The organism is Flavobacterium procerum (assembly GCF_042431625.1).
Taxonomy (GTDB): domain Bacteria; phylum Bacteroidota; class Bacteroidia; order Flavobacteriales; family Flavobacteriaceae; genus Flavobacterium; species Flavobacterium procerum.
Genome location: NZ_JBHLYW010000010.1, coordinates 579,763 through 601,864 on the forward strand (window position 1 = coordinate 579,763; position 22,102 = coordinate 601,864).

19 protein-coding genes and 2 tRNA genes are annotated in these 22,102 nt (G+C 33.1%); 5 read left to right on the plus strand and 16 right to left on the minus strand.

Annotated features, from left to right (window positions below):
• Window positions 1-139: 139 nt before the first annotated feature.
• The 12 genes from hflX to ACFFLS_RS16950 all read right to left on the minus strand — a co-directional run bounded on the left by hflX (window position 140) and on the right by ACFFLS_RS16950 (window position 16,668).
• The gene (hflX, locus tag ACFFLS_RS16895; RefSeq protein ID WP_379684337.1) at window positions 140-1,369 is read right to left on the minus strand and encodes a GTPase HflX; all 1,230 of its coding nucleotides are present in this window, start codon (window positions 1,367-1,369) and stop codon (window positions 140-142) included.
• A gap of 161 nt (window positions 1,370-1,530) precedes the next feature.
• Window positions 1,531-2,391 (minus strand): hypothetical protein, encoded by an 861-nt coding sequence (locus tag ACFFLS_RS16900; protein WP_379684336.1) that lies wholly within the window; start codon window positions 2,389-2,391, stop codon window positions 1,531-1,533.
• 183 nt (window positions 2,392-2,574) lie between these two features.
• A complete protein-coding gene (locus ACFFLS_RS16905; RefSeq protein WP_379684335.1) occupies window positions 2,575-4,503 on the minus strand; it encodes a WG repeat-containing protein in 1,929 nt (642 codons plus the stop codon).
• 99 nt (window positions 4,504-4,602) lie between these two features.
• Complete coding sequence (locus ACFFLS_RS16910) at window positions 4,603-5,673, minus strand: TFIIB-type zinc ribbon-containing protein (protein WP_379684334.1); 1,071 nt, start codon at window positions 5,671-5,673, stop codon at window positions 4,603-4,605.
• Between the two features lie 6 nt (window positions 5,674-5,679).
• Window positions 5,680-6,768 (minus strand): SPFH domain-containing protein, encoded by a 1,089-nt coding sequence (locus tag ACFFLS_RS16915; protein ID WP_379684333.1) that lies wholly within the window; start codon window positions 6,766-6,768, stop codon window positions 5,680-5,682.
• A 69-nt stretch (window positions 6,769-6,837) separates the two neighbouring features.
• Window positions 6,838-8,187, minus strand: coding sequence for a DUF5689 domain-containing protein (locus tag ACFFLS_RS16920; protein WP_379684332.1), 1,350 nt, complete (start codon window positions 8,185-8,187; stop codon window positions 6,838-6,840).
• A gap of 16 nt (window positions 8,188-8,203) precedes the next feature.
• Complete coding sequence (locus tag ACFFLS_RS16925; protein ID WP_379684331.1) at window positions 8,204-11,023, minus strand: carboxypeptidase-like regulatory domain-containing protein; 2,820 nt, start codon at window positions 11,021-11,023, stop codon at window positions 8,204-8,206.
• 198 nt (window positions 11,024-11,221) lie between these two features.
• Window positions 11,222-12,442 carry an MFS transporter gene (locus ACFFLS_RS16930; protein WP_379684330.1) on the minus strand — a complete coding sequence of 407 codons (1,221 nt, stop codon included), beginning with the start codon at window positions 12,440-12,442 and terminating at the stop codon, window positions 11,222-11,224.
• Between the two features lie 493 nt (window positions 12,443-12,935).
• The gene (locus ACFFLS_RS16935; RefSeq protein WP_379684329.1) at window positions 12,936-13,979 is read right to left on the minus strand and encodes a Gfo/Idh/MocA family oxidoreductase; all 1,044 of its coding nucleotides are present in this window, start codon (window positions 13,977-13,979) and stop codon (window positions 12,936-12,938) included.
• 164 nt (window positions 13,980-14,143) lie between these two features.
• Window positions 14,144-15,214, minus strand: a complete 1,071-nt coding sequence (gene namA, locus ACFFLS_RS16940; RefSeq protein ID WP_379684328.1) for an NADPH dehydrogenase NamA — start codon at window positions 15,212-15,214, stop codon at window positions 14,144-14,146.
• Between the two features lie 114 nt (window positions 15,215-15,328).
• Window positions 15,329-15,985, minus strand: a complete 657-nt coding sequence (locus tag ACFFLS_RS16945; protein WP_379684327.1) for an ATP-binding cassette domain-containing protein — start codon at window positions 15,983-15,985, stop codon at window positions 15,329-15,331.
• Window positions 15,979-16,668 carry a hypothetical protein gene (locus ACFFLS_RS16950; protein ID WP_379684325.1) on the minus strand — a complete coding sequence of 230 codons (690 nt, stop codon included), beginning with the start codon at window positions 16,666-16,668 and terminating at the stop codon, window positions 15,979-15,981. Before ACFFLS_RS16950 ends, ACFFLS_RS16945 begins: the two co-directional genes overlap by 7 nt.
• 466 nt (window positions 16,669-17,134) lie before the next feature.
• Here ACFFLS_RS16950 and rseP point away from each other — a divergent pair, with 466 nt between their 5' ends.
• The 4 genes from rseP to ACFFLS_RS16970 all read left to right on the plus strand — a co-directional run bounded on the left by rseP (window position 17,135) and on the right by ACFFLS_RS16970 (window position 19,204).
• Window positions 17,135-18,475, plus strand: coding sequence for an RIP metalloprotease RseP (rseP, locus tag ACFFLS_RS16955; protein WP_379684324.1), 1,341 nt, complete (start codon window positions 17,135-17,137; stop codon window positions 18,473-18,475).
• Between the two features lie 86 nt (window positions 18,476-18,561).
• Window positions 18,562-18,635: transfer RNA gene (locus ACFFLS_RS16960), tRNA-Asn, on the plus strand.
• Window positions 18,636-18,673: 38 nt separating this feature from the next.
• A tRNA-Asn gene (locus ACFFLS_RS16965) sits at window positions 18,674-18,747 on the plus strand.
• 157 nt (window positions 18,748-18,904) lie between these two features.
• The gene (locus ACFFLS_RS16970; RefSeq protein ID WP_379684323.1) at window positions 18,905-19,204 is read left to right on the plus strand and encodes a GIY-YIG nuclease family protein; all 300 of its coding nucleotides are present in this window, start codon (window positions 18,905-18,907) and stop codon (window positions 19,202-19,204) included.
• Between the two features lie 106 nt (window positions 19,205-19,310).
• Here the strand turns inward: ACFFLS_RS16970 and ACFFLS_RS16975 are convergent, their stop codons facing one another.
• Both ACFFLS_RS16975 and ACFFLS_RS16980 read right to left on the minus strand, forming a co-directional pair.
• Entirely contained in the window at window positions 19,311-19,706 is a 396-nt protein-coding gene (locus ACFFLS_RS16975) for a hypothetical protein (protein ID WP_379684322.1), read from the minus strand.
• On the minus strand, window positions 19,690-20,277 hold the full coding sequence (locus ACFFLS_RS16980) for an RNA polymerase sigma factor (protein WP_379684321.1): 588 nt from the start codon (window positions 20,275-20,277) through the stop codon (window positions 19,690-19,692). The genes ACFFLS_RS16975 and ACFFLS_RS16980 overlap by 17 nt, the downstream gene beginning before the upstream one ends.
• A 292-nt stretch (window positions 20,278-20,569) precedes the next feature.
• Here ACFFLS_RS16980 and ACFFLS_RS16985 point away from each other — a divergent pair, with 292 nt between their 5' ends.
• Entirely contained in the window at window positions 20,570-20,917 is a 348-nt protein-coding gene (locus ACFFLS_RS16985) for a DUF6249 domain-containing protein (protein WP_379684320.1), read from the plus strand.
• A 60-nt stretch (window positions 20,918-20,977) separates the two neighbouring features.
• Here ACFFLS_RS16985 and rnhA read toward each other — a convergent pair whose 3' ends face one another.
• On the minus strand, window positions 20,978-21,454 hold the full coding sequence (gene rnhA, locus ACFFLS_RS16990) for a ribonuclease HI (RefSeq protein WP_379684319.1): 477 nt from the start codon (window positions 21,452-21,454) through the stop codon (window positions 20,978-20,980).
• A 62-nt stretch (window positions 21,455-21,516) separates the two neighbouring features.
• Window positions 21,517-22,080, minus strand: coding sequence for a phosphoribosylglycinamide formyltransferase (gene purN / locus ACFFLS_RS16995; RefSeq protein ID WP_379684317.1), 564 nt, complete (start codon window positions 22,078-22,080; stop codon window positions 21,517-21,519).
• Window positions 22,081-22,102 lie beyond the last annotated feature (22 nt).

A 22,102-nucleotide genomic window follows, 5' to 3' on the forward strand; every position in this document is an offset into this window, starting at 1 on the left:
TAGGCTTCTTTTAAGAATTTAGAAAAAATAGAAATCTCACACATTAAAGAACCTATTTAGTTTATACAAAATCTTTTCAAATCCTTTAATCTGTGGCATAAAAAAAACGGCTTTTGACAAATCAAAAGCCGTTTCTATTTTATTCTTCTTCCTTTTCAACCGCATCCTTATAATCAGGATACAAAAAGTTGTTATAAGGAAATCTCGTAATATGAATCTGGCGAACCGCCTCATAAACCATTTCTCTAAATTCTTCAAAATTTTGCTTTTGAGTTGCAGAGATAAACAATGTTTTATCGGTTCCTAAATTGCTCATCCAAGTTTGTTTCCACTCCTCTAATGTCCAGTGTTTTCTGGTTCTTTCGGTAATCAAATCGTCTTCGTCGATTGTCAGGTGTTTATAAGCATCGATTTTATTAAAAACCATAATCGTTGGTTTATCGTTGCTCTTTATTTCCTGCAAAATTTTGTTTACAGACTCAATATGATCCTCAAAATCCGGATGCGAAATATCTACGACGTGCAATAACAAATCGGCTTCTCGAACCTCATCAAGCGTACTTTTGAACGAATCTACTAGCTGTGTAGGCAGTTTTCGAATAAATCCAACCGTATCTGAAAGCAAAAACGGAAGGTTTTTAATAACCACTTTTCGAACCGTTGTATCTAAGGTTGCAAACAATTTGTTTTCAACAAAAACATCACTTTTACCAATGGCATTCATCAAAGTCGATTTCCCAACATTGGTATAACCCACAAGAGCTACGCGCACCATGGCTCCGCGATTGCTACGCTGAATTCCCATCTGTTTGTCAATCGTTTTGATTTTTTCTTTCAATAACGAAATTCGGTCACGAACAATACGTCTATCCGTTTCAATCTCTGTCTCTCCAGGTCCACGCATACCGATACCACCTTTTTGACGCTCAAGGTGTGTCCATAAACCAGAAAGTCTTGGTAACAAATATTGGCACTGAGCCAATTCTACCTGAGTTCTTGCATACGAAGTTTCGGCTCTCTGCGCAAAAATATCCAGAATCAAATTGGTTCTGTCCAGAATCTTGCAATCAATAATTCTTGAAATATTTTTTTGTTGCGATGGTGTCAATTCATCATCAAAAATTACAGTCGATATTTTGTTCTCTTTTACAAAAAGATTGATGTCGTCTATTTTTCCCGTTCCGACAAAAGTCTTCGGATTAGGGCGCTCCATTTTCTGCGAAAAGCGTTTTATCACTTCACCTCCTGCGGTAAAAGTCAAAAACTCCAATTCGTCTAAATATTCATTAAGTTTCTCCTCACTTTGGTTCTGAGTTACGATACCTACAATTACCGTTCTCTCAAAATTTATAACTTCTTTTTCTAACATAGTCTTGAATAAGCTGCAAATTTAATCAATTACAGGCTACATTTACTTATACAATTTTGTTTTTAAATTTATATCGCCAATCTCCTTTAATAAAAAAATGGAATTTTGTTAAGTCCGACTCAACAAAAATTCCATTTGAATAATTTAAATATACTGAAAGACTATTCGTAAATGAATGTTTTTTCCGTTTTTACAATTCCGTTTTCTTCAATTTGAGAGCACGAAATAGGGAAATTCAGTTTGTTGTATTTGTATTTTCTGCTTACCGCAACTAAAGCTGTAGATGATGGACTGAAATTCATTTCGTTATTATAAGAAATTGATTCAAAGGCAAATTCTTCTTCGTGATACGAAATCATTGGCACAATCACTTTATAATTATCTCCAAAAAGACTTTGAACGATTAACTGGTCAACAGATTTTTTGTCGTCGTAAGTATATGATTTTGAGATTTTATCACCAACCAATCCTTTATGTCTAGATACATTATCGTTTACATAAACATATTCTAATTTCCCAATAATCGCTTTTGTTCTATCGCGTGAAGTACGTCTTACGATAATTCCGTTTTCAATCAGATATTCAATATCGTCAACTAGATTCTGGTGATTGGTACTCTTTTTTGTAGTTACTTTTACTCTTGCACCTTCATAAACAAAAGAAACCACTTTAGTAATATAGTTTGGACCTTCCTGATACTTTTTTACAAATTTGGTAATGTTATTATCCGCATCGTAAGTATAATTTATTACTTCTTTCCAGTCACTTCCTACTTTATCTTTTACAGTCATGTCTAGAAGACCGTTTTTGTTGTAGTAAAAATGCTGTACAACATCTGAAGTTGTAATAGTCTGAAGTTTACCGTCTTTAAAAACCATTGTTTTATTTACAATTTCGCCGTCTTTAGAGTTTTGGTAATTTGTTTTTACGATATTAATCTGTTTTAATTTTACCGGCGCGTCCTGGCTGTGGATCAAACATGGAAAAACCATCAACAAGATGGCAATAAAGTAGTTTTTCATAAGTTTTTGTATTGATTTGGGACTGCCAAAATACAAAATTCTGTCAGAAATCAACAATTTTAAATTTAAAAAAACAGTAAATTATCTTTATGAATTTAAAAATCAATAACTTAAAAACACAATCTTACTTCTAACTAAAATCTAAATTTACCTTAACATAAGCCGTTACTTTTAGCAAATCATTTATTTACCATATGTTTTTAAAAATTGGCTAAAATCCATTGTTTGTGTCTTCTTATTAATGTCAAAAGTTACTTTTCCATCATACAAATTAAATTCATCAAATATAGGAGGGGCAATTTCATTTCCCTTCTGGTCAATTAATGTATACAAATAACCATATCCTTTACTAGATTTTACACTAACCGTGTAATAGTCGCTTCTTGAAAAGAATGGCCGAATATAATCATATTTGAATGGGGTCAAATACTTTAGATTACTGTCTACTAATGCTTTTTTTCCATCTGCATTTTCTGCCACGAAAAGTAATGGGAAAATGACATCCGCGGCAATAAAATCATCAACTTTATGAAATTTGTGAATTTCCTTTTTTTGAATTTCCTTAAAATTCACATCAAAAAAATCAACCTTTTTGTCATAACCTTTATCAGCAACAATAAAATTTTTATATTTTGTTATCCTAAAATATTCAAAAGGCAAAATAATTTCTGTTCCGTTTTTTACCACCCCTTCTACATCCTCGTTTCCAATTGTTTTGTCAAAAATATCATAACCTGGCTTAATGGTTGACTTGTAGCTTTTAAATGCTGGAAGACCAACCATTTTTTTGTTTGCCACATCTAACCAATGCAATTTTTCTTTTATAGAAAAATACTCATTCCCTGTTTGTCGAATTTCATCATCATAAATGGCTTCAATAATTTTATTACCGTTCTTGTCTGAAATTCCATATTTAAAGCCTTTACCTCTTTCGAATGTGCTGAATACTATGTTCGGGTTTGTATTATCATAGAATTTGTCTTTTTCAGATAATACAATTTGTTTTCTTTCCAGTTTAATAGAATTCGATTTAACATAAATTTCTATTGACAGTACATCATCAGGAAATTCTACAATGGCAGATTCATTCTGAACCCACAAGACTTTTTTGCCTTTCTCTAAAATTTCATCATATATACCACGAGTACCAAGCTCTTTTTGTCTTTTCTTATTTTCTCCCAATTCTATAACAAAATTGTCAAACTCAAGCATTTCATTTTTAGCATCAAACATAGATTGCGTAATCCCTTTCAGATATGATTTTGCTTTATCTTCATTATTTTCGTTTACTATTTTTTGAAAAATATTTTTTAAACTATTTAAATTATCTTTTATAGTCTGATTAATTTCTAGTAGAGAGTTTGAACTGAACGCACTCACATTCATTCGGACGCCTTTTTTATTAAATGCCTGATAGCCAATAATGTTTTTATACAATTCGGTCGGAATTTTTAATTCGACGATATTTTCATTGATTGTATCCCTCTTTACAATAAATCCTTTATACTCTTTTTTTGCACTATGATTTTTTTCGATTGAAAATTTATCAAACGCCAATGGAATTTCTAACGTGATATTTGTTGAGATACTATCTATCTTTTTTAACCCAATCTGATTAAGTCCAATTGCATTGCCATTAAAAAAGACTTTTTCTTCTTTGTATTCAATATTACTTTTTAATTGTTCAAAAATGGAGTCTTTTTCAGAAAGGTCAAGATTACTGCTAAAGGAGAAAGGATTTTTTCCACGGATTAATTTTCCTTCCGAATAGTTTTCCCTAAAATTTTGTTCGAAAGAAACTTGCTTACAATAAGTATTAAATCTTTCTGTTATTTCAGGAACATTATAATTGATTTTAAATTCTGGAACAGATTTTTTTGCCACAATCTTTTGTCCCGATGAAAAATGTGAGGTAAGTTGAAACTCAAAACTGGTTGCTTCTACTAGTTTATTTAAAAATGTAATATCATTTTTAAGTTGTGCTTTTAGTTCTTTTAAGTCTCTTTCTTCTAGCTCTTTTACATACTCGTTTGCTAGTTTTGCGTCCTCAATATTTTGACCGCAAGAAACAATAGCGAAACTGATAAAAAATGTAAAAAACAATTTATTCATTTATCTAAAATTTTAAGTTTATTTCTTTTTAAGTGATACTTTAATATTTTACTTCTCCCCAAAAATCTTCACATCATCAACTACGAAGCACATTTGCGGCTAAAGTATGATAATAATTGTTAACACCAATAAAACAAATACAACTGCCAAGATAATTTTAAAATTACTGTAAGGCCTCTCTCCAATTATTTTTCCTGTTCTTCCGTTTACATAAAAATGATATATATTGTTATTATATCGATATGTACTCACGTAAACCGGCAGTAAAATATGTTTGAATTTAATATCATTAAATCTTGTTTTTAACGAATTTACACGCTGTCGATCACCACCTATTTTTTTGCAAATTTCATTGTTGATTTTAGCATCAATTGTTCCTTTTACATTCTGAAAACCCTCACTTAATTTGACTTTATATTTTTCAGTTACAAAACCTGCCAAATAATTATCATTCATTTTAACTAATGCATCCATATCCCATGGAAATAGCTTGGCTAACGAATTGACATCAATATTACCAGAAGCGGGGCTCAATACATCATCAAACATGACAAAAACAGTTCCTTCTATATCATCCCAATTGGTTTCTATAATTGGTATTTTATTTTTACCTAGTTTGATCGTTGAGACATTAAATACCCCTTTTTCACCTTTATACTCTGAAAAAGCCTCCAAATCAAAAGCCCAGTACGGAACATATACGCCTCGTAAACCTATGGGCGAAAGTGCCGTTTTCTTTAAATTGTCTGGAGCCCACCAGAGATTATCAATCCATCTAGAAAGTACATTGCATACTTTTTGATTATCTAAATTAAAAGGAAGCAGATAACTTGGTTTTATAAACCTTTCATCCTGAATGTCATCTTCTAAAAGCGGACTACTGCAATACGGACAATGTAATGACTTCAAACTTTCATCAACAGATGAAACAGAACCACAGCTTTTACATTGTATTATTTTTTCTGTCTCTAGGTTTTCTAATTCTGATTTTTCGAGATAATCATTAAAATCAAGTTCCTCAATTATTGTCTGTTCCAGCTCAATATCATTTTTTGTATTACAATATTCGCATACTAAACTTATACTTCCCGGTTTATATTTAAGTTTTGCTCCACAATTACTACAATTTAAAGTACTTAACTGTGTCTCTTTTACTTCGACTGAGTTCATTGTCTATTAATTATTTGGCAATGGAGGCGGATTTTGCATGAAAATATTTTGAAGATCAATAACTTCTTCGGCCTTTTTCCACTCTGACATTCCCTGACACCAGACTAAAGTATCTTTTAGAAATTGTCCTGTTTTTAGCATCTCCTCAATTTGATTTTTATTAAACGGTCCAGATTGCTGACCATTCAAAGCAACATAATAAGTTGTCTCTGTTGGCAATGAAGGTGGAGTTCCTTGTTGCGATTGTGTATAATTTTGCGTCATTGCATTACCCATTGCAATTCCAGCTCCCATACCAATACCCGCACCTGCGATACCTGAAGGATTACCTGCTGCCACTTCTATAGCTTTTGCCGTTTTGTATTGCGTTAATTTATTGATGTCAACACTATTTAATCTACTTAATTCAAATATTTCTTTTTTGATTTCATCAGGCATCGATACATTTTCGAGTAAAAATTTCGTGACTTCCATTCCATATACCGAAAAATCATCTTGCATATAACTAAAAATAGCCATTGATAGCTCATTTAAGTTAGAAGCATAACTCTCCACGGGCAAATTAGCTTCGCCAATTGCATCTGAAAAACGTGTAACAATTATACTTTTTAACTGCTCCGTAATATCTTCGGTTGTAAACTGCCCATTTGTACCTACAACTTCTTTTAGAAATTGACCCGAATCTATAATCTTAAACGCATAAGTTCCAAAAGCACGAAGTTCCAGCATACCAAACCGAATATCATTTAATGTTACTGCGTTTTTTGTTCCCCATTTTTGATCTAAAAAATTACGGGTATTTACAAAATAAACCTCTGCTTTAAATGGACTGTTAAATCCATATTTCCATCCTTTTAGTGTGGTTAAAATCGGCAGGTTTTGCGTATTTAAGGTATAAGTTCCGGGACTAAAAATATCCGCAATTACGCCCTCGTTTACAAAAATTGCTTGTTGTCCTTCACGTACAATCAGCTTCGCTTCATTTTTAATTTCATTTTGAAATCGTTCAAATCTTGTTACAATTGTATTGTTACTGTTGTCTATGAACTCAATAATATCTATGAATTCACTTCTGATTTTATCAAATAATCCCATGTTTTATGTTTTATGTTTTATTTTTATCTTAAAATTTCAAAATTCTTTTTAATCTTCATGTATAAAAACTCACTTCTCTCCAAAAATCTTCACATCATCAACCATAAAAGCACCATTTAAAGTCTTGTCTTTTCCAGAGCCGATGTACTTAAATCCGATATGAATGTTTCCTGAATAGGCAGAAAGGTCAATTCCTCCAGAACTCATAAACTCGCGTGAAGGAGTTGAAAGAGACGGAACTTTGGCTTCGAGTTTTGTCCATTTGGCTTTGGTCACACTTGCGCCGTCAAAATTGGTTGAAACATAAACTTCCAATGTATTTAAAGGCGAATCTACTTTTAAATCATGTTGTGCGCTTCTAAAAGATAAAACCGCATTCTTATAACCAGTTAAATTTATTTTTGGAGTAATCAGCCAAGCAACATTTTCGGCAGCCGTTGTGCTTGTGGTATTAAATTCAGCATAACCGTTTCCGGAATACACCATGCTTTTCCATAATTTGGTTGCTTTTTCTACAATATTGCTCCAGCCTGGAAGAGCAAAATTGACATTGTTTTTAACCGACTGAAAATCTTCTGCAAAAAAAGGTGTGTTACGCTTTCCATTCATCTCAATATCATTTTCAGATCGAATCATAAACTGATAATCAGATCCAAATTTTGTTAGAATTCCTCTAACTTTTCCACTTCCTTCAGGTACAAAATGAGTTGCAAATTTTGCATAACTACTCGTTCTCAAAATAATTTGGTTTCCCGTTTTGTCTCTTAAATTCCAATTTGTAGAACCGCCGACATTATTAGATTCTTCAAAATAATGACGCCCCAATGCTGCTTCTGTAAACTCCACATCATTCAGTTCTATTAAAGTGTTTAATTTACTATCATTGAGCGCTTCTTCTATAGAAAATGACTCAACCAATACACTTTCGTCGATTATAGTACACGAAGCATTTAATACATTTTTATATTCATTCTGAGAAATTCTTCCAATTGTCGGATCTCCTGCGTTACTCACATATAAACTGCCAATTCTTAATCCTCCATAATACAAATCTGTAAACTGGTTTTTTAGCTTCACATAAACCTTATTGCCAAGCCTATAATCAATATAAGTATTGGATGCATCAACGGGAACACTGAATCCTATTGATGGGATTTTTTCTGTTGCTTTTGTCTGCAGGTAAATTGTTTTGAAAAAATTCCCCTCTTCATCACTCGAAACTACATAAGCCTCAATTATATCATCATACAAATATTGTTTGGCTGTATTTGCTGAAAGTTCATAGACTTTTTCTACGGTTTTATTTACCGTTAAATCTGGCTGTGTACAGTTTAATTCTGGTACTTCTGTTTCATTAGTACAACTACTGATTACCACTAATGCAATACCAAAAAATATTTTTAAAAATGTGTGTTTCATGACCATAAATTTTGATTTACAAACCAATTGTGAGGTTTAAAAAATAAGTTCGTCCATAACCATAATAATATCTTGGCCCAAAAGAGGGAGTTCCGCTGGAAACATCTTGATTTAAGGCTCTAAAATTGGCATTTCTTGCCTGTTCAAATCCACCGGTTTTATAAATTGTATTCAGGACATTATTGACACTGGCAAAAAGTCCGATATATTTTTTTTGGATGCGCCAGGATTTGCCACCATTAATATTTAATAATGTTATAGGATTAAATCGTTCTTGTTTCAAGAGCTCGTTTCCTCTTTCAGAAGTTGCTTCGGGAAAAGGAAAACCATTTGCGGGATTTATATAGAATTGGGATGTTCTCGAAATAGGCGAAACATCAATATAACTTTCGGTCAAATAATTAACATTGGCACCAATCCACCAAAACTTCGGGTTACGATATTCTACCGCAATAGCACAAGTCTGCTGTGGCATTCCTGGCTGTTTATAATTTTTGAGATAAGCCTGTCCAAAATCAAACGTTTTCTGTTTTCCCTCTATTGCTGCATTTGCATCATTTGTAATCGTTACGTTTGGATTACTACTGTAAATGTAATTTCCAAAAGCGGCGGCTAAAGTGGTTTTTATTGTTGAAGAAAGCTGATATTCAAAACTCAATTCTGCTCCTATATTTTTCTTGTCCAAATGTGTTAAAGTCTGACTTACGAAAGCATCTGTAGCATCATAACCTGCACCATCATCAAAAATTCCTTCAGCATAAAAAAAAGAAGTTTTGGAGCTGTTTTTAATTAAAGTGTAATATGCTGTTGCACGTAATTTTAGTTTTGGAGTACGAAAGACATAATTGGCATCGGCACTGGAAATAGTTTCGCTTTCAATTCCATCAACAACTGAATTGTTTAATCTTGAATTGGAAAAAGTATTGCGAAGCGAAGGTGCTCTTGTCAAATGTGCAGCGTTAAAAAACAACAATTGCTTTCCTGAAATTTTATAAGTGAATCCGCCTTTAAAACCAAAATTTTCAAAATTTACGTTCTCACTTTTTCCTAAAGAAGTCGTTGGATAAAGTCCGTTTTGATACAATCCTTCTCTTTGATAATTTGACATCGAATACGATTGTGCCAAATAAAATTCTGTCTTGTTATAAGTAAACTTAAATTGCGTAAAAACGTCTAAAGTATTGGCTAAGAAATTATAATTATAGCCATAAATATCTCCTTTTTGAACCTTTCTGTCTGGATGGAGCAAATCGGATTGTGATAGATTTCCTTTGTAAAACGGATCAATATCATCAAAATATTCTCCGCCAAGAAGATCCAATAAATACTGAAAATTATGCGATTTTAGTTTTCGAAAAGTGAATCCGCCATCAAATGAAATATTGGAAGAAAGCTGTGAATTTAAGTTTGAATTGATTGCGAAAGTCTTGTTGTCTGTTCGGTCTTCATATAAAACATAATGGCTTTTTGAAGGTTCATAACCGTTAGCTGTCGGTTTTTGATTGGCGAGATACATTGCATTCCAATCAATCTGAGAGTTTTCTAAAAATGTGACTTTACTTTTGGCTGCATTTTCATAATCTGGCGTAAAATCTCCCGAAAATTCGCCATGGTCTTTTGCGTAGAGCGAACTGAAATAACTTGGCATTTTTCTGTAATAAACCGGATCTGGACTATCGGCATTCTGATAATCAATATTGCTGTTTCCAACTTTTCCAAACTGATACATAACCGCAGAATTCAGATTTGTTTTCTCATTAATTTTAAAATAATGATTCAATATAAACAAAGGTTCTTCGACTGTTTTTACTCTCGCATTTCTCTTTTTATTATTCTGAAATCCCCAGTACGAATTATACTTTTCACCCATTAAGTCGGTAACTTCATCTGTATTTGGAGAATTTTTTCCACGAGAATTTGGTGTATAAAATCCTGTGAAATTTAGAGAATGTTTACTGTTTAATTTCTTTTCGACACTAAGAAAAAAGGAATCTGCATCGAAATTGGTTCCTTCAGAATAACCTTCTTCAGCCCATCGTTTTCCTGCCGAAATTACATACGCCCAGCCAGAAGGATTCATTCCAGAAGCCTCTGTTGCAATTCCACGCCAAGTATAAGCTGCATTGCTTCCAGAAAAGGTTAACGAATTTCCTTTTCGATACATAGAAGCTCTTGTTGAAATTTGTTGTGTGCCTAAAATTCCGCCAAAAGTATAACTGGACGCTGTCGTTCCAACTGAAAATTCCTGATTTCGAAGTACATTATTCAGCCCGCCCCAATTGTTCCATTGTGGCCTGCCATCGTAGATTTTATTCATCGTCATGCCGTTAAGCATTGTCGTAGCATTTTCGCTGTCTAAACCACGAACTCTAAATCTGGCTTGTCCCCAATTAAAAGCCGATGCCTGCATGAAAGCATCTCTTGAAGACTGCAATAATCCCGATGTCATTTCAGAAGAACTGTTATCATCTGACAAATCATTGTCTGACAAAGTAATCAGTGCGGCAGGAACTTCATCTGAATAAGTATCTTCTAATTGTAAGATTCCAAGATTGATATTTTGTCCTGAAGTGTACTGTAGTTTTAAAAGGGAGTCTTTGTAACCTTGGCTTCTCAACAAAAGCAATTGTTCCTTTGTTGGAAATATGTGAAGCTCAAATTTTCCTGATTTTGAAGTAAGCTGCATTACGGCCGTGTTCTGTATCGTAACCACAACGTTTTCCAACGGATTTTGCGTTCGGGCATCGATTACAATTCCTGTAACCGTTATTTCCTGCTGTGCTGCAACAAGATTAAAACTCAATAAAATAAGGAAGATTACGTATTTTTTTTCCATCAAAAAATCCAATTTACTTTGAAAATTAGTTTAGGACATCATCCTATATTCAAAAGATAAAATTGGCTTTTGGAAAAAATTTAATGTTAAGCAAGACGCTTATTATTCAAATATAAACAAAATAATTAATCCCAAATAAATTCTTACAAATTTATTTGGGATTTTATAAATTTTAATAAAAATACCTTTCTAGTGAAATTAAACCGTTGTTCTAATTTTAGAAACCATAAAAGCAATTAAAACACCAAAAATTCCGATAAAAGCAAAAGAGAACTGAAGTCCAAAACTTTGTGCGATATGTCCAATTACCGGTGGCCCCATTAAGAAACCAAGGAAACTTACACTCGAAACAATCGTTAAAGCTTCTCCCGGCGGAACTGTTGGATTTTTACCTGCAATACTATAGACAGTAGGAACTATAGTCGCAACTCCTAAACCGACAAACATAAAAGCGATTGTACATGGAATAATATAAGGAAGAAAAACAGCTGTAAAAAGTCCAGCCGAAATCATAACACCGCTAATCTGCATGACACGTTCGCGTCCAAATTTATTGATTAATCCGTCGCCAAGAAATCTTCCGCTGGCCATCATAATCATAAAAGAAGTATAACCTAAAACTACCAAAGGTCCTGGTGCTTTTACAATATCTTTAAAGTAAACACCACTCCAGTCAAACATAACACCTTCGCTGGCCATACTGCAAAATCCAATTACTCCCAGCCAAAGCAAAGCCGAATCTGGTTTTACAAAGAGTTTTTTTCCTTCCTCTTTGGCTTTCTTTTTTTCTTTGGCTCTTACCAAAAATTTGAAATTAAACGCCACCATAATCAAAACTACGATTGCAACAATTATAAAATGATGCAACGGATTTAATTTTAAAGCCAGCATTCCCAATCCAACCAATGCGCCTGTGAATCCTGCAAAACTCCACATTCCGTGAAAGGATGACATGATTGTTTTTTTGAATAAAACTTCGGTATAAACACCTTGTGTGTTTACAGCAATATTGGCAAGATTTCCGAAAATACCAAACAAAAATAGCCCTAATGACAATTGTAAAGATGTAGTTGCCAAACCTAAATTAATAAGACAGAAAACATACATTATAAGAGAGAAAATCAAAATACGATGACTTCCAAACTTGGTTACCATTTTTCCTGAAAAAGGCATAATAGCCAATTGCCCAACCGGAAGCGCAAAAAGTATAGATCCTAAATCACCTTCGGTTAAATGCAAGGCTGTTTTAATATCTGGAATTCTACTCGCCCAAGTTGCAAAACTTAATCCCATTCCGAAATAAAACATCCCAACGGCAAATCGAACTCGGTTTAAATAGGAGGCTTTTGCTTCTCTAAATACTTTCTTGATTTTCCCTTTGGTTTGAAAAAGCGCTAATGGATTAAAGTTTATCAGCATATTGAATTTTTATTGGATATTGTCAAAAATACTAAAAACGCTTGGTAAAGTGCATTGTTACATAAAATCAGCGCAATTTACAACGTTATATGTTTATAAATTTTGACGGTTTGTAATTGAAATCTTCTTATTAAAATTACAATTTTTCGGCTTTAGTAGAATTATAATTTGTTTCATTTTTTAATTTGAAACAAGAAAAGAAGCTGTATCAAAATTAACACAGCTTCTTTTTTATTCAATCAATTGTTCCGTTGGAACATATAATAGGTAGAAAAATATTATTGTTATCATTAATTTTACGTTCCGTAGGAACGTTTGATTTTTGACATCAATTTCTACATTCCGACATATTAAACGTTCCTACGGAACGTAAATCCGATGGGAATTATTTTTTTCTACCGATGAAACATTCCTACGGAATGATAACGTTATCTATAAATATTGCGCTTCTTCGAAGCTTAAAAAAACTGTCATTTTGAGACAGTTCCCTTTTTTATGATATGCTGATTACCTTTTGCTGCGCGTTACTTGCAATTGCAGCTTCTATAATCTGCATTACTTTTACGCCCTCATCTGCGGTAACAGGTTCTGGTTTATGGTTTGCAATAGAATCGTAAACACCGTCAAAAAAACTGAAATAATTACCTTGAAGTGTTGGCACTTTTTCTCTCACAATTTTCCCATCTATTTCGGTATGTAAAAGTCCCTGCAGACTTTCATCTTCTGTACCCCAAGAATCTAAATTCGGTTTTTTACCTACTTTTAAATCGTCTTCCTGAACGTCTCCGCGAGGTTTTAAAAACGATCCTTTTTTTCCGTGAAGTGTATAAGCCGGATTGGCTTCTCTAACAAAAAATCCTGCTTTTATTCTGACTCTGAAATTAGCATAAAACAAGGTCAAATCAATCCAATCGTCTACAACAGAATTTTCTCTTGTTACGCGAATATCTCCAAACACCGATTTTGGACAGCCAAATAAGCTCACTGCCTGATCGATAATATGCGGGCCTAAATCTTTTAGAACTCCTGCGCCATCATTTGCCGTTTCTTTATGCGCTTTTGGACTCAACAACGGATTGTATCTGTCAAAATGAAATTCGGCTTCCACTAAATCTCCCAAAACGCCGTCATCTATAATTTTTTTAACGGTTTTGAAATCACTGTCCCATCTTCTGTTTTGAAAAACGGCTAATTTCACTCCTTTGTCTTTTGCAATTTTTGCCAGTTCTTTTGCTTCCGCAACAGTTGTAGTGAACGCTTTTTCAACAACCGCATGTTTTCCTGCTAAAAGTATTTTTTTTGCATATTCGTAATGTGTTCCAACTGGCGTGTTCACAATTACCAAATCGACATCGTCTGCCAAAAGTTCGTCCAGAGTGGCATAACTTTTTACGTATGGATAATCTTCCTGAATTAATTTTTTACTTCTTTCCCAAGAACCTAATAATTCAAATCCTTTGTGAATATCTAAAAATGGAGCGTGAAAAACTTTCCCCGACATTCCGTATGATAATAATGCTGTTTTTATCTTTTGCATTTCAATATGTTTTTACAGTAAAGTTTCTTTTTTCTAACCATTAAGGTATTAAGATAATTAAGTTTTTTCTTTGTCAAAGAACATTTAGCTCAATAATCTTGAGCCTTAACTTAATTTTCTTAATTTCTTAATGGTAAAAAACAAAAACATTAAATGTTTTATTTTTAAAGTTTAGCTCTTTCGTATTGTTTTGGCCATTCAATATCGCTGCTTAGTTCTTTGGCAAAATCAAAAGGCAGATTTGGGTTTCTTAATGATTCTCTTGCGAATAAAATTAAATCGGCTTGATTGTTTTTTAAAATTTCTTCTGCTTGTCTGGCTTCTGTAATTAATCCGACAGCACCTGTTGCAATTGCAGCTTCTTGCTTTACTTTTTCTGCAAAAGGAACCTGATAACCTGGACCCAATGTTATTTTTTGATGAGAAACCAATCCGCCTGACGAAACATCGATTAAATCTACTCCTTTTTCTTTTAATATTTTAGAAAGCTGAACAGATTCTTCTGGATTCCAACCATTTTCTGCCCAATCGGTTGCTGAAATTCGAACAATTAATGGCAAATCTGAAGGCCATTCTGATTGTACAGCTTCTACAATTTCTAAAGTAAAACGAATTCGGTTTTCAAAACTTCCGCCGTATTCGTCTGTTCTAACATTCGTTAAAGGTGATAAAAATTGGTGTAACAAATAACCGTGTGCCGCATGAATTTCTAAAACCTGATATCCTGCTTCGACCACTCTTATGGTTGCCGATTTAAAATCTGAAATGACTTTTTGAATTCCGTTTTTATCTAAAGCTTCAGGAAGAAAAGGTTCGTTATCATGATACGGAATCGCACTTGGTGCAACCGTCTGCCATCCGCCTTGAGCGAAATCTAATTTTTTATTGCCCAGCCACGGAGCCGAAACACTAGCTTTTCGTCCAGCATGAGCCAATTGAATTCCGGGAATCGAATTTTGAGAAACAATAAATTCGTTAATTTCTTTTAACTTTTCAATATGCTCGTCTTTCCAAATTCCAAGATCCGAAGGAGAAATTCTGGCTTCTGGAGAAACCGCTGTCGCTTCCTGAATAATTAGACCCGCGCCTCCTGTGGCACGGCTTCCTAAATGCACCAAATGCCAATTGTTTGCAAAACCATCTTCGGCAGAATATTGACACATTGGAGAGATTGCAATTCTATTTTTTAAGGTAATATTTTTTATCGTTAAAGGAGAAAATAATTGTGAAGCCATACTTATAACTTTTAATGGTTTTATACTACCTATTAAATAAGGTAATGTTTAAAAAGTAAAGTTACAGTATCTTGTTAAAACGAGATATTTAAATGTTTATTAATTAACAAACATTTAAATCAAATGTTTGTTGCTTTGATGCTTAAAAAGTTTCCCTTCTATTTCTGAAAATTGATTTTTCTGAAATTCATGAACATTTCTATCTTTCAAAAGAAAAATCTTATCGCAGTCTTTGTACAGAATTTCCAATATATGAGAAGAAATAAAAACGACACTCGTCTTAGAAATTTCCCTAATGTAATTCATTAATAAATAATTAGATTCTAAATCAAGTCCATTAAAAGGTTCGTCTAAAATATAAATTGGGAATTCTTTTTGAAAAACAGCATTGAGATAGGTTTTCTTTTTCATCCCAGTAGAAAACTCACGTATTAACTGATTACTAGGAACTTCAAATATTTGATTGTTATTTTTTGTTTTTACATCTAATAGATGAGCATAAAAATCATAAAATTCGTTCGCAGTGAGTTCCCCATAAATTGGAGGCTCAGTTGGAACCCAGCCTGCATTTTGTAAAATTACTTTCTCCTCATTGACAAAACAGTTTCCATTAAAATTCTCTAAACCCAGAATACACTTAAAGAGTGTTGTTTTGCCTTGACCATTTTTACCAATAACACCGTAAATTCCTGGCTGATTAATAACAATATTAATATTTTCTAATATTGATTTGTCTTTATACTTTTTTTGATCAATGGTAATTTTCAGCATGTTTTGAGTATGTTTAAGGTTTTAATCGCTTTTTTATAGATAAATGGTGTTGCTAAAAATGGCACTCCAAATAAAACGAGACTTCCTGTTATAAAAATGACAAAGAAAATCTGTTGTAGCAAACTATTATTGAAATAGATATATTTAAACAATAGATTAATAATTGGCGCAATGAATACAAAAATCAAGAATATCAATTTTTCCCATTGGAATAAAAAACAAATTGTTACCGCAATAGGAAGCACTAAATAAAAGGTATTTATAATTGAATTTTTAAATTGAAACCTCAAATATTTTTCGGCATCGAAAGGATTCTGTTTTATTTCTGCTATTGTTTCTCTTTCAAAAGACGGAACGCAAGCTATAAAAGATAAAGCTATAAAAACCGCATACAAAAGATTTACATTGTCGCTTTTTACTGCCATAAAAATGACGATAATCAATAACGGAAGTATATAAACCAGCTTGTATTTTCTAAAAGAAATATGCCAGTAAATATTAAAGGTATTAAAAGGATATTTAATTATTTTTAGATTGAATTTGGGCAAACTGATTAAAACTATTTTAAACAACATAATTGCCCCAATAAATACAAATTCGCTTTTTACTAAAAGCACCAAATAAAATGGAAAAGAATAAATAAGGTATTCTGTAAATAGGATTAGTTTGTAATTTCTTTTCATTTTTAAAAGCTCCAAATCCGACCTTTGCAAATGATAAACGACTATTTCTAGAAAAAGAAAAGGAACATAATTACGTAATGGTTCAAAATTTAGATAAATCAAAAATGCGCTGACAAAATATAGCAGTATAATAAGAAATACAGCCAAAATATCATCTTTAGCGACTAATTTCCTAAACCGAACAAGAAACAAATAATGTAAAATTGTTTTCAATGTTTTTTCATTTAATGTTTGTTCTAATCTTCAAATAATGAAGTCGAAGTCTGTTAAATCATTTTACAAATGCATCCTTAAGCTATTTGTAACATAATAATCGAATATGTTACTAATAAATAAACATTATTTGATTTATTAAAAGTATGAGCAATTATTAACAAACATTTAAAATCTTAAACATTATCTTGCGGTCTTAAATTAAATTATAAAACGCTACTTTTGTGCGTTAAATACGAACTAAAAATAAAAAATGGATATAGTTATCAAACTCTCTCAATTTCTATTGAGTTTATCTTTACTTATTATTCTTCATGAATTAGGGCATTTTATCCCTGCTAAATTGTTTAAAACTAGAGTCGAAAAATTTTATTTGTTTTTTGATGTTAAATATTCTCTTTTCAAAAAGAAAATCGGAGAAACAGAATACGGTATCGGATGGCTGCCGCTTGGTGGTTATGTGAAAATTTCTGGAATGATTGACGAAAGTATGGACAAGGAACAAATGGCTCTGCCTCCTCAGCCTTGGGAATTTCGTACTAAACCAGCTTGGCAACGTTTGATTATTATGCTTGGTGGTGTTACCGTAAACTTTATTCTAGCTTTTATTATCTATATCGGAATGGCATTTGTTTATGGCGATACTTATATTGCTAATACTGACTTGAAAGATGGTCTTCTGGTTGAAAATCCTGCAATGATTAAGGCTGGTTTTAGAACCGGAGATAAATTAATTTCTATTGATGATAAAAAAGTAGAAAATATTGACGGCGATTTGAACATGAACATTATCATGTCTAAAAAGATTCTTATTGAACGAAATGGAAAACAAATCACCATTACTCCTCCAACAGACTTTGTTGATCAGTTGTCTAAAACTGAAAAAGGGCTTTTGTTGAGAATGCGTATACCTTTTGCAGTTAAAGATATTCCTGCAGAATCGGCAAATAAAGATTTGAAACCGAAAGATATTATGGTGAGCATAAACGGGCAAGAAACTAAATACTACGATCAGGTCATGACAATACTGAAAAACAATAAAGGAAAAACTCTTCCTGCTGTTGTTTTGCGTGATTTGAAACAAACTCCAGTCAACCTAAAAGTTAACAAAAATGGAAAACTGGTTATTGAGACAGGAAGTGTTGATTTGAAAACCTTAGAAAAGCTTGGGTATTACAAAATAAGCACCAAACAATATAGTTTCCTTGAATCGATTCCGGTTGGCCTAGAAAAAGGAAAAAATCAATTGGTAAACTACGGAAAACAGTTAAAAATGATTTTCAATCCGCAAACAAAAGCCTACAAGCAAGTCGGCGGATTTGGTGCCATTTTTGGAATTTTCCCTCCAACTTGGAGTTGGGAAGCTTTCTGGACAATTACAGCTTTATTGTCAATTATGCTTGGTGTTATGAATTTATTGCCAATTCCGGCACTTGATGGTGGACATGTAATGTTTTTACTATATGAAATGATCAGTGGCAAAAAACCAAGCGATAAATTCCTTGAAAACGCCCAAATGATTGGTATTGTACTACTTATAACACTGCTTATATTTGCTAACGGAAACGATATTTATAAGGCAATTACGAAGTAGAAAAAAAAATCAATAAAAAGAGTTAAAATATTTTTGAGAAACTAAAAAAACAATTATATTTGCACTCGCTAAAAAGAACAGCAACTTCCTCCTTAGCTCAGTTGGTTAGAGCATCTGACTGTTAATCAGAGGGTCCTTGGTTCGAGCCCAAGAGGGGGAGCAACTTTTTAGCAAACATATTATTACCTTTTAGGTGATTCCTCCTTAGCTCAGTTGGTTAGAGCATCTGACTGTTAATCAGAGGGTCCTTGGTTCGAGCCCAAGAGGGGGAGCTTAAGAAAATACCACTTATTCAAGTGGTATTTTTTTTTGCGGCATATTGCCTGTTAAAATCAGAACTGCAAAACCCACCATCTGCTCGTTTTTTTATTATGGAATACACAAATACCACTCTACACTAATAAGCGGCATTTTTAATTTTATAATATCATGAGCCATATAATATATATTCTAAATTCTAAAAAACTAAATCGTTATTATATTGGCTACACAACCAATTTAGATTTGGGATTTGAATTTCATAAGAATGCCGCTCCTAACAAATTTACCGCAAATGCAAGCGATTGGACTTTGGTTCTTAATTTCTATTGCGACAACAAAACTCAAGCTCTCTCTATAGAACAACATATCAAAAACATGAAGAGCAAAATATATATTGAAAACCTACTTAAACATCCCGAAATAATAGACAAACTACTCACTAGATACAAATCCGACTGTCAAATCTGAGCCCCGAAAGCTTTCGGGGTTGGTTCGAGCCCAAAGGGGGAGCTTTAAAAAAAAGACTATCATTTTCATGATAGTCTTTTTTTTATACCCTAAAGCCGTTACAATTTTAAATTTGATATTTCTTATCGAAGTAATTCTTAAGCAAGCCGACTTGAATCAAAATCATAATCGGCACCACCAAAATCGAATAAAACACATTTTTAGAGAAATGTATAGTCGAAAACGAATCATAAATCTTATCTACATACTGCTTACCTAGCCCCATATCAGTATCGGTTCCTGAAAACAAAGAAACATACGTCACCAAGCCCAATAGAGCAGCAAACAGAACAAACCAAGCCGATTTCGAGATTAACGGCTTGTAAACTGAAGCCTTTTTCTCTTCCAGAACTAAAATCTCAGACATGAGTTTCGCAGTAAAATCCAATGAAGGCGATTCTGGTTTCTGATCAGCCATAATTTTCTGAATAAGGCTTTCTAAATTTTTATCGGTCTCTTTCATAACATTCAATTATTTCAGGTTGCAACTTCGCTCTCAAAACAACCGCCAGCTTCTGACGGCTTCTAAACAATTTTACTTTGGCATTATTTGCCGAAATATTCATGATTTTGCTAATTTCCTCAAGACTTTGGTCGTCAAAATAAAACAACGTCAGCAGAACGTTTTCATCAGCAGACAGCAAATTTAAACAATTCTGAATGGTTTTCTTTCTTTCATTTTCCTCTAAAAGACTCAAAGCATCATCCATGGTTTTTACCAGATTTGGAGAAAACTCATCGATAGAAATATTAGCGTCTTCTTTTTTATTTTTCTTTAAACGATCCAGACAGGTATTATATGCAATTTTATAAATCCATGTCGAAAACTTTGAATCTCCTTTAAACTTACTCAGCGACTTGTAAACCTTCACAAAAGTATCCTGTGCGGTTTCTTCGGCCTCTTCTCTATTTTTAACCATTTTCAGCGCAAGCGTAAAAATCATATCTTTATAACGATCAACCAGCACGGCAAACGCATTGGTTTCTCCCTGCAAGATTTTATCGATATAATGTTGGTCATTTATTGCACTCATATTACATAGGACGACAGTTTTCTTATTTAGGTTACAAGAATTTTAAAAAATAAATTCCGATTTTTTAAAATTGCTTCGCCTGTTCGCCATCGCTCGAGTCCAAATTCCAATGCTGGATTGGCTAAAGCTTTGATAAAGTTGGAAATGTAGAAAAACGCACTCAAAATTAACTCATAATCAGCAAGTTTTGGAATTTTGATTTTATTTTTTGAGATTTTTTTCCAAAAGCTGTAACCTCGTTTTAAAAACATTCGTCATATAGGCATATCAATCAATTAAAAACATAAAAATCATGGGACCACAAGTTTTAGTACCACTTAGCCTTTTTCTAATGATCTTCGGGATTGTTTACTTAATTTACTCAACAAGAAATAGAGAGCGTTTAGCTCTTATAGAAAAAGGTGTCGATGCCAGCATTTTCTTGAAAGGAAGAAACAATAGCGTTCCAGCCTGGAAAATCTTTGTAGTAAACTTAGCTTTCTTATTAATAGGAAGTGGCGTTGGAATATTTCTGGCATTGTTAATCACCACTTATACATCTTTAGAAGATGATGCGGTTTACCCTTCAATCATTTTCATAATGGCCGGAGTTGGATTATTGGCCGGATTTAGAACTGCAAAAGACTTAGACAAGGAATAACAAAAAAACAAGCGAAGGAATTTGAATAACGTACCAGATTAGCTCTGATACGTTATTTTTTTATTCTTTAGAACCAATGGTTTCATAATAAACATCTACCGAAAGCTTAGGCTGCACAGATGCCATAACAGCAAGCTGGTCGCAGCGTTCGTTCTGCGGATGATTGTTGTGACCTTTGACCCATTTAAAGTTTACTTGGTGTTTTCGATAAGCAATCAAAAATCGTTTCCACAAGTCTGGATTTTTTTTATCCTTATAGCTTTTTTTCTCCCAGCCGAAAACCCATTTTTTTTCAACAGAATCAACAACGTATTTCGAATCCGAAATAACCAAAACTTTCATGTTCGGGTTTTTAAGCTTTTCCAAACCCACAATTACCGCCAGAAGCTCCATTCTATTATTGGTTGTCAAGCGAAAACCTTCGTAAAACTCCTTTTTGTAAGGCGTTCCTACCAACTCCATTACAACGCCGTAACCACCATTTCCCGGATTACCCTTTGCCGCGCCGTCTGTATATATATGTACTTCGTGATCCATTTAATTTTAGATTTCAGATTTTAGACTTCAGATTGATCTAAAATTTATTTTTGAATTTGATTTTATTCTCCTAATAATCTATGAATGATTTCAGGAAAGTGCTTTTGCTCCAATTCATGAATCTTTTCTGCTACCGTTTCAGCCGTATCTTCATCTGTTAATGCGACGTTTGCTTGAAAGACAATAGCGCCTTCGTCATAATTTTCATTTACATAATGAATAGAGATTCCCGTTTCTTTCTCCTTGTTATTCACGACAGCTCTATGAATATGTATTCCATACATTCCTTTGCCACCATAATTAGGTAAAAGCGCAGGATGGATATTAATAATTTTGTGCGGATACTTCTCGATTATATTTTCCGGAAACTTAAGTAAAAAACCAGCCAGCACAATCAAATCCGGGTCGATTTTTTGTATTTTTTGTAAAACATTTCCGTCCAAAAGCTCGGTTTTTGAGAAGATTTGGACTGGAATTTGATGATTTTTCGCTCTGTCGATAACTTTTGCTGAAGCATTATTTGTAAAAATTGAAACAACCTTTGCTATTTCAGTATTCGAAAAATATTTTACAATGTTCTCTGCATTAGTACCTGAACCTGAGGCAAAAACAACAATTTTTTTCATAATCAAATTAATTTTGAGAGTG

Bases quoted from the DNA above. Each gene is read 5' to 3' on its own strand.
- hflX (WP_379684337.1), bottom strand. From the start codon at position 1,369: ATGTTAGAAAAAGAAGTTATAAATTTTGAGAGAACGGTAATTGTAGGT.
- ACFFLS_RS16900 (WP_379684336.1), bottom strand. From the start codon at position 2,391: ATGAAAAACTACTTTATTGCCATCTTGTTGATGGTTTTTCCATGTTTG.
- ACFFLS_RS16905 (WP_379684335.1), bottom strand. From the start codon at position 4,503: ATGAATAAATTGTTTTTTACATTTTTTATCAGTTTCGCTATTGTTTCT.
- ACFFLS_RS16910 (WP_379684334.1), bottom strand. From the start codon at position 5,673: ATGAACTCAGTCGAAGTAAAAGAGACACAGTTAAGTACTTTAAATTGT.
- ACFFLS_RS16915 (WP_379684333.1), bottom strand. From the start codon at position 6,768: ATGGGATTATTTGATAAAATCAGAAGTGAATTCATAGATATTATTGAG.
- ACFFLS_RS16920 (WP_379684332.1), bottom strand. From the start codon at position 8,187: ATGAAACACACATTTTTAAAAATATTTTTTGGTATTGCATTAGTGGTA.
- ACFFLS_RS16925 (WP_379684331.1), bottom strand. From the start codon at position 11,023: ATGGAAAAAAAATACGTAATCTTCCTTATTTTATTGAGTTTTAATCTT.
- ACFFLS_RS16930 (WP_379684330.1), bottom strand. From the start codon at position 12,442: ATGCTGATAAACTTTAATCCATTAGCGCTTTTTCAAACCAAAGGGAAA.
- ACFFLS_RS16935 (WP_379684329.1), bottom strand. From the start codon at position 13,979: ATGCAAAAGATAAAAACAGCATTATTATCATACGGAATGTCGGGGAAA.
- namA (WP_379684328.1), bottom strand. From the start codon at position 15,214: ATGGCTTCACAATTATTTTCTCCTTTAACGATAAAAAATATTACCTTA.
- ACFFLS_RS16945 (WP_379684327.1), bottom strand. From the start codon at position 15,985: ATGCTGAAAATTACCATTGATCAAAAAAAGTATAAAGACAAATCAATA.
- ACFFLS_RS16950 (WP_379684325.1), bottom strand. From the start codon at position 16,668: ATGAAAAGAAATTACAAACTAATCCTATTTACAGAATACCTTATTTAT.
- rseP (WP_379684324.1), top strand. From the start codon at position 17,135: ATGGATATAGTTATCAAACTCTCTCAATTTCTATTGAGTTTATCTTTA.
- ACFFLS_RS16970 (WP_379684323.1), top strand. From the start codon at position 18,905: ATGAGCCATATAATATATATTCTAAATTCTAAAAAACTAAATCGTTAT.
- ACFFLS_RS16975 (WP_379684322.1), bottom strand. From the start codon at position 19,706: ATGAAAGAGACCGATAAAAATTTAGAAAGCCTTATTCAGAAAATTATG.
- ACFFLS_RS16980 (WP_379684321.1), bottom strand. From the start codon at position 20,277: ATGAGTGCAATAAATGACCAACATTATATCGATAAAATCTTGCAGGGA.
- ACFFLS_RS16985 (WP_379684320.1), top strand. From the start codon at position 20,570: ATGGGACCACAAGTTTTAGTACCACTTAGCCTTTTTCTAATGATCTTC.
- rnhA (WP_379684319.1), bottom strand. From the start codon at position 21,454: ATGGATCACGAAGTACATATATATACAGACGGCGCGGCAAAGGGTAAT.
- purN (WP_379684317.1), bottom strand. From the start codon at position 22,080: ATGAAAAAAATTGTTGTTTTTGCCTCAGGTTCAGGTACTAATGCAGAG.